A 12,519-nucleotide genomic window follows, 5' to 3' on the forward strand; every position below is an offset into this window, starting at 1 on the left:
TTTCATGCGCAATCTTTTTCGCCAGCTTCTTCCTTTCGATAGCAACAGCGTGCGTTGGCGGAATTTCGTCTCCACGGCGGCTTTTACGAGCAAGGTTTTCCTGTCCATCGGAATTGCGCTCTTTCTCGCCTTCATGATCCAACTGGAATCGCCGATGAGTACGGTCACGACCGTCCTGATCGTCGCGAACCCGACTGTAGGCGCACTAGTCTCCAAAAGTGTCTGGCGCATGACCGGGACGGTGATCGGCGCGGCGCTTAGCACGGCTGTCATGGCCATGTTTGTACAGTCCGCTGTCCTGTATTTCATGGTGCTTTCGGTCTTTGTGGGACTGGCCTGCATGACGGCGACCTGCCTGCGTTATTTTAGGGCCTATGCGGCGGTTCTGGCAGGCTACACGATCATCATCGTGGCCGTCCCCGCGTTTGCGCATCCCGAAAATATCTTCATGTCCGCCATGATGCGCGTGTCGGACGTCGCACTTGGAATCGTGGTGACGGCGGCGGTGTTCATGGTGACATCTCCGCGTCGACGTCAGGGTACGATCGACGCGCTTTCGGAGGCGTTCCGCGAAACGATCCGTCATGCCCTGGTGTTTCATGAAGGACTGATGAACCGCTCCGGAGGGCAGGAGGCTTCGGGCTCGGAAACTGTGGGGACTGAACGGGCTTTCAGAAGCCTTCCGCAGACAATTTATGACGGACGGCAGCGTCTTTTGGGGCAGCTGGCGCGCCTCGGAACGGCCGTAGAATACGCCGCGACGGACAATCCCGATATTCATGCCGGGGTGCGGGGGTACCGGCTCGCCGTCAGTCATATGACGGGGCTTGTGGCATCCTATCATCCGTACTGGCGCAATCTGGGGGTAGCAAACCCGCTCTCGACGCCTGTTCACCGCGAAATTCGCGACACGCTAACCCGGCTCCTCGCCCTGACGGAAACCGCTGGATGGATCGAGCGGCCGCAGGGCGTACTGGGCTGTCTGGAAGAGTCGCTCGGGCGACTTGAGGTTCTGGAGGGGGTGGCGACATCGCCTGCACTTCAGGCGTCCGTCGATAATGTTCGTGATATTCTTCTTCAGCTTCGCGAGACGGTCCTGGATCTGTCCAGCCCTCGTGGTCCGGATGTCCGCGTTCGGGTGCTGCCTTATCTGGAATGGATGTCAGCGATTTATAACGGTCTGCGGGGAATGTTGATCGCCTTTCTGGCCTGTATGATCTGGTACATCACCTATTTCCCGACCGGGCCGATGATGATCATGTATGTTGTGGCAGCCTCGAGCCTGCTGTCCACCGCACCATCGGCGGCACGGGCCAGCCTGCCGATGGCGATCGGAACGGCACTGTCGGTTCCGGCCTGTTGGCTGTGCCATATCGCAGCACTTCCCCGCGTGGATGGTTATCCAATGCTCTGGCTGTCGGTTTGTGCCTGCATGCTGCCGGGCGTGTGGCTCCAGTTTCATCCGCGCTACGGCGTGGGGGCCTTTGGTTACACGGTTTTTCTGGCCATGCAGCTGATGATAACGAACAGCATGGTTCCTGACGACATCACGCTCATCAACACCTGGCTGGCCATTCTGATGGGCTGTGCGCTGCTGGTCCTTGTGTTTCGGGTGATTATGCCGGCCGATCAGCGGCTTTATGCTTCGCGGCTCGTCATTTCGCTTGGTCGCAGTCTTCAGAGCCTCTCGGCACGCCCTGCTGCGCGCGTGCCATCCTGGATGGTGTGGGAAGGGACGCAGATCCAGAAAGTGTCGATCCTGCTGATGCGTTTGTCACTGGTGGCATCTCCGATCGACCGCCAGGGGTATGTGGATGGCGCTTTTGCTGCCCTGTCCCTCGGGCGTTTGCTGATTCGTTTGCGGCAGGCCATAGAACCGGCGGGGTTGAGTGTTCACGAACGGGAGGGTCTGGAGGTGGCGCTTGCGTCTTTCAGGACCCTGCGGCGGGACCCTGTTGGGACGGCTGCGTCTCTTATGGCAGCTGCGAGAATGATTGGCGCGGATGAAGCCTTCGGCGCAGCAGGGCTATACCGTGTCCGTCTAGTGTCGTGTCTAGAACAGAGTGCTCATATTCTCGACAGTATTCCGGGGTTTTTCCATGCGAATGGCCCGCTGAATCGCTGGTATGACGAACGGGGACCCGCGACGATGGTTTCGGTTAATCCGGCGCAGTGAAGTTCAGGAGGCTGCCCGGTCGCGAATGACGTCCAGCGACAGGGAGGCGGCTTCGAGAATATGCTGTTTCGTCAGGCGTCCGAGTTCCTCGCCATCGCGGGCGCGGCAGGCCTGAAGGATCTGAAAATGTTCGACGTCGGTCGCGGCTTTCCGTCCCGGCAGTTCCAGATGGGCACGGATATAGCGGTCGAGGCGCGAATGTAGATCGTGGATCATGCCGTACAGCCTCGGACGCTGTGCCGCGGCATAGATGGCGCCGTGAAACTCCCAGTTCAGACGTCCGGACTGTTCCATGCCGGTAGCTCCGCCTGTTCCGCAGACAAACGCCTCGTAAGCATCCTCGATCCGGGCCAGATCGACACGGGTGAGAGAGGTCATCGCCAGTCCGGCCGCCATGCTTTCCAGCGAGGCGCGGATGTCTGAATATTCCAGGATATCTGCTTCGCTCAGTCCGGTGACCACGGCGCCACGATGAGGCAGGAAGGCGATCAGACCCTCTGCTTCAAGCTGTTTGAGGGCTTCGCGGACGGGGATGGTCGAGACGCCGAAGTTGCGGGCAAGCTCCGACTGTCGCATCGGCTGGCCATCGGTCAGGATGCCGTCCGTGATGGCACGGCGCAGGGCGTCCGCGATTTCAAGCGATGCCGAGCCGCTTTTCGTATCAACAGGTGTAAAGTTCGGCTCGGCAGCGCGCATGGGGTCGTCCGTCAGTTGGGGCAGTCGTCTTAGCATGGCCGGCGCGAACGGCCATGCTGGACAGGACCGTTATCCGATGGTCATTAGGCTGGCATTACCGCCAGCGGCCGTTGTGTTGGTGCTGACGACCTTTTCCTGAAGCACCCATTCAGGCCGGATCGGGCTTTTCGCGTCAAGTATGTAAAGCTGCACGATCATACCTGAACGCGACAGAGCCGTGCAGGCCTGTTGCGCCATCTGCTTTTCTTCCGGAGACGCAAGGATCGTCCGACATCCTGCAACACGCCCGCCCTGCGTGCGGCGGATATGCAGCGCAAGCGTATCAGGGAGGTTGGAGACCCAGTCCGCAGCTATGTTGGGCCCCTGAACGAAAGCCGTGTTTCCACCGCTGAGAGCAAGACCCACGGCGCGAAGCATGGTTTCGCGGTCGCTGGCGATGCACAGGACGGCGCCACGCGGGAGAAGTTGGTACAGGTTGGTCTCGCCGACCGGGCCGGGCAGTTCGCGCGTAGTGCCGCACAGGCCATGTTGCATGGCGTCCACGATCGTCTGATAGAGCGAGAAACTTGTCTGCATCAACCAAGACAGGAAGAGCCGTGCGGGCTCTGGTAGTTCCTGGTTTTCCCAGTTCGTATGGGCCGGGACGCTGCTCATGAGGCGACGAAGGATCAGCGGGCCACCGGCTTTCGGCCCCGTGCCCGACAGCTTTTCGCCGCCGAATGGCTGGCTACCTACAACCGCTCCGACCATGTTGCGGTTGACATAGAGGTTCCCTGCCTCGATGCGCGAGGTGACATGCGCCATGCGGCTTTCGATTCTTGTGTGCAGGCCGAAGGTCAGGCCATATCCGGACTGGTTGATCGTGTTAATCAGGGCCTCGAAGTTGCTGGCCTCAAAGCGCAGGACATGCAGGACCGGACCGAAGACTTCGTCCTTGAGGTCCGCCAGACTGTTGATCTCGATAATCGTCGGGGCAATGAATGTGCCGTTCGATGCCGTGTCCGGAAGGGGAAGAGACCAGACGGTGCGGTTCTGCGCACGGGATGCATCGATATAGGTCTGGATGCTGGACTGGGCTTCAGCTGAAATGACCGGGCCAACATCCGTGTGCAGCTCCGCCGGATTGCCGACACGCAGTTCTTCCACGGCACCACGGAGCATGGTCAGGACGCGATCTGCGCAATCTTCCTGTACGCACAGGACGCGCAGGGCGGAACAGCGCTGGCCCGCACTGTCGAAAGCCGAGACCAGAACATCCGCGACCACCTGTTCGGTCAGGGCGGAACTGTCCACGATCATGGCGTTCTGGCCACCGGTCTCGGCCACGAACGGAACGGGCTGCCCGTCCGTGCCGGTCCGCCCGGCCAGAGCACTGGCGATCAGGCCGGCCACGGCGGTGGAGCCGGTGAACATTACGCCAGCAATTCGTGGATCGGCCACGAGGGCCGCGCCGGTTTCGCCAGCACCCGGCACCAGCCGGAGGGCGTTTTCTGGAACACCTGCTTCGCGCAGAAGGGCGACGGCGCGCAGGGCGATGAAGGGTGTTTCCTCAGCCGGTTTTGCGACAACCGTGTTGCCAGCCGCCAGTGCGACCGAAATTTGTCCCAGGAAAATCGCAAGCGGGAAGTTCCATGGGCTGATACAGGCGACGACGCCAAGCGGCGTACTGCTACCGGCCTGGGCCGTTTCGCGGGCCTGAACGGCGTAATAACGCAGGAAATCAACGGCTTCGCGAACTTCGGAGAGCGCATTGGCATAAGATTTTCCAGCTTCGCGGACTAGAAGGGCCAACAGTTCGCTCTGATGTGCTTCCAGAAGATCCGCTGCGCGATCGAGCTTTGTGCTCCGTGCGTCGGCGGAAAGAGCCGCCCATGCTGCGCCTTCGCTTTCGGCGGCATCAATGGCCTTGCGGACATCCTCTTCGGTTCCGAAACGGACACTGCCGATCCTATCCGAACGGTTGGACGGATTGCGGATTTCCTGCGTTTCACCCGAGCAGGACAGGTCTTCCAGCGTTCGTTCCCCGGAGGCGCAGACGGCTTCGGCCAGGTCCGTGACGGTATGTTCGTCGGTCAGGTCCAGTCCGCGGGAGTTGGTTCGTTTGGGCGCGAACAGGTCTTTCGGCGGGGCAATAGCCGGATGCGAAGCGCCTGGTGGCTGGACGGCTTTCGCGAGCGCGACCGGATCCGCGATCAGGGTCTCGATGGGCAGGCTCTCGTCGCCAATCTGGTTGACGAAGGACGAATTGGCGCCGTTTTCAAGCAGACGCCGCACCAGATAGGCCAGCAGCGTCTCATGCGAGCCGACGGGGGCATAGATACGGCACGGGCGGTTGAGCTTCTGCGGACCGACGACTTCGTTGTAGAGCGTCTCGCCCATGCCGTGCAGGCACTGGAACTCGTAGTCGCCGATCTGGAAATTCAGGCCAGCCAGCGTGTAGATCGTGGCCAGCGTACGGGCGTTATGGGTCGCGAACTGAGGAAATACCACATCGCGGGCAGCGAGAAGCTTCTTTGCGCAGGCGATATAGCTGACGTCCGTGTAGCATTTGCGTGTGTAGACCGGGAAATCCGTCTGGCCTTCGACCTGAGCCTTCTTGATTTCACTGTCCCAGTACGCGCCCTTCACCAAACGGATCATGAGGCGGTGTCCGCTGCGGCGGCCGAGATCGATCAGATAGTCCAGAACCTTCGGCGCGCGGCGCCCGTAAGCCTGCACAACGATCCCGATGCCGTTCCAGCCGTCCAGTTCCGGGCAGTGACATAGGTCTTCGATCAGGTCGAGCGACAGGTCCAGACGCTCGCTTTCTTCGGCGTCGATATTGATGCCGATGTCATAGCGGCGGGCCTGAATAACGAGGTCCTTCAGCGTCTGGCCAAGTTCCTTCAGAACGCGCTCGCGCTGGGCGAAGACATAGCGCGGGTGTAGGGCCGAGAGCTTGATGGAAATCCCGGCCTTTTCATACACATTCGCACCGCGTGCGGTCTGGCCGATCACGTCGATTGCGCGCTCGTAGTCGTGTCGGTAGCGCAGGGCGTCGGCTTCCGTCATCGCCGCTTCGCCGAGCATGTCGTAGGAATATTTGAAGCCGCGGTCTTCAGGCTCCGTGCTGACCTTGCGGGCTTCCTCGATGGTTTCGCCGATAACGAACTGCTCGCCCATCATGCGCATGGCGATGTCGAGTGCGCGACGGACCAACGGCTGCCCGCCACGTCCGACGAGGCGGAACAGCGCGGCGGTGAGACCTTCATCCGTGTCGTTGGTCAGCTTGCCCGTCAGCATCAGCCCCCAGGAGGCCGCATTCACGAAAACGGATTTTTTACCGCCGACATGGGACAGCCAGTCCCCTGTGCCGATCCGGTCGCGGATCAGGGCGTCCCGGGTCGCGGCATCGGGAATACGCAGGAGTGCTTCGGCCAGACACATCAGGGAAACGCCCTCGGCGGAGGACAGCGAGAATTCCTGCACGAGCGCCTCAACGCCGCTCGGACGGCGCTGCGCGCGTAGGGAGCGGGTCAGATGGCGGGCGACATCAAACGTGTTCTGCTGTTCCGTTTCGGTCAGTGTGGCCTGTTCGATCAGGGGAAGGATGCACTCTGCTTCGGGCCTGCGCATATCTTCGGCGATAGCCTGACGAAGGGAGGAACGGACAGGATAGGACGGCACAAAAGTTGACATGGTCTCAGCCTCGGACACGACACTCAGTCTGAGTTCTATAATCATATACGATTATTAGTAAAATATATGAAATGAGGATCAGATCACTTTTATGGCGTATTTATGGCGTATCTTTTGACCCGAAACGTTCGTGCCATGTCGGAAGTGCGGCGCCGCCGGGAAGGGGGGACGCCTCATACACGCCCCGAGCGATGGCGCGGGCCGCGACCTGCGTGGCGGTATGAAGGATTTCGGTCCATTCCTGACCAAGGGGAGCTGGTTTTTCGCAGGTCGAGACTCCGATCATGGCGTCCCCGTCCAGAGGTAGATGGGCTGGAAACACACCGCGCGCCACGCCGTCCTGCGCCAGAATGGAGAGGCGTTTGGCCTGTGTTTTGGTGAGGGTGGCGTCCGTGGCGATAAGGCCGATCGTGGTGCCGGTGACGGAGGCCCGTTTGGAACGCAGGCGTAAATCATCTGCGCTCAGATGCGCGGGCATCCCCAGACCGCCGAATTCGTCTCCCTGCTCGAAAGGCGCGCTCCAGAAATGCGGCCCGTCGCCGATCGTGGCGGTTCCGACGGCGTTGACGGCGACCAGTGCAGCCACGCGGTGCCCGGCGGGTGTGATCGTGCTTGCCGAACCCAGCCCTCCGCGCAGAGTGACGGTTGTCGCGCCTGTTCCTGCGCCAGCCGTGCCCAGAGCGAAAGCTCCGCTTTGGGCGCTGGTCGCGGCCTGATGTCCCATTTCGGCATAGGGCGAATAGCGCTCCCATGTCGTCTGTCCGCCCGCAGGAAGGTCGTAAAGACTGGCTTGCACCACAATGGGTACGCGGATGGTTCCCGGCGGCAGAGGTATGCTGCCGAACTGCTCGCGCAGCCACGCCTGAACGCCGGTTGTCGCATCCAGCCCATAGGTCGAACCGCCGGACAGGACGACCGCATGGATATGTCCGACCATGTTTTCCGGTTCCAGCAAAGCGGTTTCCCGCAGGGCCGGTGCACCGCCCGTAAAACTGCCGGAAGCGATGACGGGGCGATCGAACAGGACCGCTGTCACGCCCGTGCGCAGGGTCAGATCCTGACTATGACCGACGCGGATGCCGGGAATGTCGGTGAGAAGGTTCAGACTCGTCATGACGCCTCGCGGGTCAGTAGGTGTTTTCAAGAAGAGCCTTTGTGGCGGGCTGGCTGGGCGTATTCAGAATATCCGACGCCGGGCCAGATTCCACGATCCGGCCCTGATCCAGAACGGCGACATGGTGCGACAGATGGCGGATGACAGCCAGATCGTGACTGACGAAAACATATGACAGCCCATGTCGCTTCTGAAGATCGAGTAGCAGGTTCCGGACGATGGCTTGTGTGGAGACATCCAGTGCTGAGACGGCTTCATCGGCGATGATGACGGCAGGGCGTGTAATCAGGGCACGGGCAATGGCGATCCGCTGCTTCTGGCCCCCGGAAAAGGCTCTCGGGTAGCGGCTGGTGATCTCGGCGGAAAGGCCGACGTCCTGGAGGGCTGTGCGGATGCGTGCGTCCCGATCCGGAACAGGACCGAGCGCTTCCCCCACAATATCACCCACCGTCTGGCGTGGATCGAGCGCGCCAGACGGGTCCTGAAAGATCATCTGGATCGCGGGACGGATTTTCTTGTGCACGGTTTCTGACGCGGTCGCGAAATCCTGCCCCTGATACAGGATCTGCCCTTCATCTGGGGCGATCAGGCCGCTGAGGATACGGCACAGGGTGGATTTTCCACTGCCCGAGGCTCCGATGATCCCGAGTGTCTGGCCTGCCTGCAGATCAAAGCTGATATTTTTCAGAATGGGAGAGGGTTTGTGTCGCGTGAAGGAGAAATCCTGCCGGCTTGTCCTTCCATACGTCACATTTCGGGCCTGAAAAATCGGGATCATAACGGCGCCGTAAAGACGGGTAGGGGCGTAAGTGGCGTGCGGGCTGCGCCGTGCAGGGACATGGTCAGTAGTGCCTGCGTATAGGGATGGCGTGGGGCGTTAAATACTGATGCTGTTGTGCCCTGTTCCACGCAGGCGCCGTCTTTCATGACCAGAACATGATCGGCATGCCGGCGCACTAGCCCGAGGTCATGGGAGATCATGAGAACGGCCATGCCCTGCGTCTCACAACGGCGGGTCACGAGCGTCATCATGGCTGCTTGGGTCCGGGCATCAAGTGCAGTGCTGAACTCGTCCGCGATCAGGAGTTCGGGCTGGCAGGCCAGCGCCATTGCCAGCAGGACGCGCTGTCTCTGGCCACCGGAAAGCTGATGCGGATAGGCGCGTTCGCTCACGTCGGCTTCAGACAGACCGACCTGTTCCATAAGCGTGCGTGTTTCCGTGTCGATCTCGCGACGGGAGAGCGTCGTGTGAAGGCGGAATGTATCCCCGATTTGTGTTCCGATACGGCGTGTGGGGTTCAGGGCCGTCATGGGCTCCTGAAAGACCATGCCTAGTCTTTTGCCCCTGATCTGGCACCAGTCTCGTTCGGAAAGTGTGGAAAGCTCTGTCTTTTCTAGTCGAATGCTACCGTTAGTCTGAAAGCCGGGGGGCAGCAGCCCCGTCAGGCTCAGTGCGAGAGTGGATTTGCCTGAACCGGACTCCCCGGTAATGGCGAGGACCTGTCCTGATTCAAGCGTGAACGATACGTCATGCAGGATCGGGCGGTTCGGGCTTTGGACGCTCAGATTTAGAACATGGAGCAGGGACCTCACAGGGTGTGCTCCTCGTAGGCTGCGTCCAGCGCATCCCGTAGGCCATCCCCGAACATATTGAAGCCTAGCACGAGAAATATGATCGTTATTCCCGGAATGGCGACCAGCAGTGGGTGATCGAAGATATGGATCTGATACGACGCCAGGGCACGTCCCAGATCCGGTCGTGGCGGAGGGGCGCCGAGACCAAGATAGGACAGCCCGGCATCGGACAGGATTGCGAGGGCCAGTGAGGATGTCGCCTGAATCGTCAGGAGCGGCAGGATATTGGGCAGGACATGTCGGCGCATGATGTAAAACGGGCCGCGTCCGGCCAGTCGGGAGGCGGCGATATAGTCCTGAATGAGGATGGAGCGGGCAGCCTGCCGGGTGATGCGGATCTGGGCCGGGAGGCCGAACAGGGCAATGGCGAGGATTTCACCCGTGGCGGAGGCACCAAGAGCGGTGACGAAAAGGGCTGCGATCAGGACGGGTGGGAAGGCCAGACCCAGATCGGCCAGTCCCATGATGGTTCTGGCGGGTCTGGCTGCAGCGATCAGTCCGAGTGCCGTTCCCACAATCGTGGCGAGGCAGACGGAGATCGCGGCGATCGTCACGCTGTTGAAGGCTCCGGTCAGAACATGGACCATGAGGTCGCGACCGAAAGGATCGGTGCCGAGCGGATGCAGCGGGGACGGCGGAGCATAACGGTGTAGGACGTCGATGGGCGGTGCGTGACCGCCATTGAACAGGGTTATGACGGTCGCGGGGAGGAGGACAATTCCGAGCAGAATACTCCCCACCCGGAGCGTCCGGTTGGAACGGGCTGTCATGACAGGTCTGTCTCAAGGCGCGGATCAAACCAGCGAATGAGGATCGTCATCACGATATTAAGGACAATTACAGACGCGACGATTAGCATGACGAGGTTCTGCACGACGGGAATGTCGCGCTGGTTGACGGCTTCCAGCAGGAGCTTTCCACAACCAGGCAGGCTGAAGACGCTTTCGACGATGATCGTTCCCGTCACGAGAACTGGAAGCTGGATCCCGGTCAGCGTCAGGACAGGGATTAGTGCGTTAGGCAATGCGATGCGCCACAGAACGCCGCGTCTGCTGTAGCCCTGTGCGCGGGCCGTGCGGATAAAATCCTGAGACAGGGTCTCGATCAGGGACGAGCGCGTGAAACGCGCCGTGATAGCGGCCTGCGGGATGGCGAGAGCGATGGCGGGAAGGGTGAGGGCCCTGAGTGCCGGGAGGATACCGTCATGCCAGCCGGGAAAGCCGCTGGAGGGTAGCCAGTGCAGGGTCAGGGAAAACAGGAACGTCATCATCATCGCCAGCAAGAAATCCGGGATGGATTTGAAAAGCTGGAGGAAGCCCATCAGGCTCGTATCAAGCAGTGTTCCGCGCTTTGCGGCTGCCATCACGCCGAGTGTGATACCTGTCCCCAGAGACAGCAGCATGGCCAGCAGGATCAGGGGCAGACTGCTCTGCAGGCGTTCACCGATCAGGCTGCGGACGGGAACGTCGTAGATGTAACTCCGGCCCAGATCCCCGCGAATGAATGCGCTGATCCAGTGTAGGTATCGCGCGGGCGGGGATGATTCCAGCCCGAGTTTTTGGTGCAGGGCCGCGAGACTCTCGGGGCTTGCATCCAGTCCGAGCATGACCGCTGCGGGGTCGCCGGGCAGAAGGTTCATGGCCGCGAAAATGACGAGGCTTGCGACAACAAGAAGAAGCAGCCGTTCCAGTGGGATGCGGAAAACAGCCATGCCCGTCATGGTGCCCAGGAAACACCGGCAACCGGGCAGCCTGCGATGGGCTGGTTGGTCCACAGTCCTTTAAGACGCCGGTTCATGACGGTTTCGCGGGGGATCGCGAACAGGAAGACATTGGGTTCGTCCTGTGCGAGCTGTTCCTGCATCTGCACGGAAAGCTGATGCCGCTGGACCTTGTCTGCCGTCGCTTCGTACTGCTCGACGAGCCCATGAAAAACCGGGCTGTGGTAGTGGAAATAGACCGGCGTGCGGTCATAGATCGCGATGTCATGGGGCTCGGTATGGGCGATGACGGTCATGTCGAACTGGCCCTGCCCATACACCTGACCCAGCCATGTCGGCCATTCCACGGGCTGAAGTGTCACGATCAGCCCGACCTGTTCCAGATAGGCGGCGATGAGCTCACTGCTGTCGCGTGCATAGCCGATGGGCGGGAAAGTCAGGGTCAGATGCGTGCCGGGTGCGACGCCGGCCTCTTTCAGCAGGGCGCGGGCGTGGTCCGGATCATAGGGATAGCGGTCGGGTAGGGCGGCGTAATCGGGATCGTCCGGTGCCATGTGAGATTGCAGGAGCGTTCCGTCTCCGTCGGCCACGGCCTGAATCAGAGCTTTGCGGTCAATGGCCTGTGCGATGGCCTGCCGGACGCGGAAATCACTGAACGGACGCCGGGCGTTGTTGAGGGCGAGAATGGCCTTGAAGGGAAAACTGCCCCGGACGGCCTGCAACTGCGGATTTCCAGCAAAGCGGCTCAGGATTTCCCGGGACGGGAAAGACGGATAGGCATCCAGTTCTCCGGCCAGCAGCGCGTTACTGGCGGACAGGGGGTCGGGCATGAAGCGGAACGTCACCGATTGCAGGGTAGCTCTGGCGCCCCAGTAATTCGGATTGCGGGTCAGGGTCAGGTGGTCCCCGCGCCGCCATTCACCGAACGCGAACGGACCTGTGCCGATGGGATGGCTTATGTTCTGCGTCACAGACGTCGGTGAAAGAATGGCGGCGTCGTTCCAGGCGAGCTGGTAAAGAAAACTGCCGTAAGGATGCTGAAGCCGGATGCTGACATGCAGGCTGTCCGGGCATGAGATGTTGGCGATCTGGCTAAAAATGGTCCTGTGTGGGTTGGTGCTGTCCGTCGTACCGGCCCGCAGCAGGGAAAACTTTACACTGTCGCAGGTCAGGAGCGTGCTGTCGTGGAAATGCACGCCGTCATGTAGCGTGAAATCATAAATCAGGCCGTCCGGCGAGATATGCCACTCCTGTGCCAGAAGGGGTTTGAGGGCACCCTGTTCGTCCAGCCGCATCAGACCTTCGTAGATGTTGCCGTACGTCACCATCCCGATAGCTTCGCTGGAGCCACGCGTCGGATCCAGGCCCGGTGGTTCGATCGCCAGACCAATCGAAAGCGTATCGCGCGTATCGGCTGCCCGCGCTGTCCCGGGAATATGAGACGCCGGAAAGCCGACCGCGAGAACGGTCAGGAGAATGGGCACGGTTTTCAATCAGGCG

At 60.9% G+C, this 12,519-nt stretch carries 9 protein-coding genes; 1 reads left to right on the forward strand and 8 read right to left on the reverse strand.

The window, feature by feature from the left end:
- Positions 1–4 precede the first annotated feature (4 nt).
- A complete protein-coding gene (locus IGS75_RS11910) occupies positions 5–2,176 on the forward strand; it encodes an FUSC family protein (RefSeq protein WP_141353820.1) in 2,172 nt (723 codons plus the stop codon).
- 3 nt (positions 2,177–2,179) lie between these two features.
- On the opposite strand, the gene IGS75_RS11915 is transcribed toward IGS75_RS11910, so the two are convergent.
- The 8 genes from IGS75_RS11915 to IGS75_RS11950 form a co-directional block, all read right to left on the reverse strand.
- Positions 2,180–2,872, reverse strand: coding sequence for a GntR family transcriptional regulator (locus IGS75_RS11915; protein WP_202256956.1), 693 nt, complete (start codon positions 2,870–2,872; stop codon positions 2,180–2,182).
- A gap of 69 nt (positions 2,873–2,941) precedes the next feature.
- Positions 2,942–6,550, reverse strand: a complete 3,609-nt coding sequence (gene putA, locus IGS75_RS11920) for a bifunctional proline dehydrogenase/L-glutamate gamma-semialdehyde dehydrogenase PutA (RefSeq protein ID WP_202256957.1) — start codon at positions 6,548–6,550, stop codon at positions 2,942–2,944.
- Between the two features lie 100 nt (positions 6,551–6,650).
- The gene (locus IGS75_RS11925; RefSeq protein WP_202256958.1) at positions 6,651–7,664 is read right to left on the reverse strand and encodes a P1 family peptidase; all 1,014 of its coding nucleotides are present in this window, start codon (positions 7,662–7,664) and stop codon (positions 6,651–6,653) included.
- A gap of 13 nt (positions 7,665–7,677) precedes the next feature.
- Entirely contained in the window at positions 7,678–8,442 is a 765-nt protein-coding gene (locus tag IGS75_RS11930; RefSeq protein WP_202256959.1) for an ABC transporter ATP-binding protein, read from the reverse strand.
- The gene (locus tag IGS75_RS11935; RefSeq protein WP_202256960.1) at positions 8,439–9,257 is read right to left on the reverse strand and encodes an ATP-binding cassette domain-containing protein; all 819 of its coding nucleotides are present in this window, start codon (positions 9,255–9,257) and stop codon (positions 8,439–8,441) included. The genes IGS75_RS11930 and IGS75_RS11935 overlap by 4 nt, the downstream gene beginning before the upstream one ends.
- Entirely contained in the window at positions 9,254–10,069 is an 816-nt protein-coding gene (locus tag IGS75_RS11940; RefSeq protein WP_202256961.1) for an ABC transporter permease, read from the reverse strand. The genes IGS75_RS11935 and IGS75_RS11940 overlap by 4 nt, the downstream gene beginning before the upstream one ends.
- On the reverse strand, positions 10,066–11,010 hold the full coding sequence (locus IGS75_RS11945; protein ID WP_237468795.1) for an ABC transporter permease: 945 nt from the start codon (positions 11,008–11,010) through the stop codon (positions 10,066–10,068). Before IGS75_RS11945 ends, IGS75_RS11940 begins: the two co-directional genes overlap by 4 nt.
- Before the next feature lie 5 nt (positions 11,011–11,015).
- Complete coding sequence (locus IGS75_RS11950; RefSeq protein WP_237469088.1) at positions 11,016–12,503, reverse strand: ABC transporter substrate-binding protein; 1,488 nt, start codon at positions 12,501–12,503, stop codon at positions 11,016–11,018.
- Positions 12,504–12,519: the final 16 nt, after the last annotated feature.

It is taken from the genome of Gluconobacter sphaericus (genome assembly GCF_016757795.1).
Classification (GTDB): Bacteria; Pseudomonadota; Alphaproteobacteria; order Acetobacterales; family Acetobacteraceae; genus Gluconobacter; species Gluconobacter sphaericus.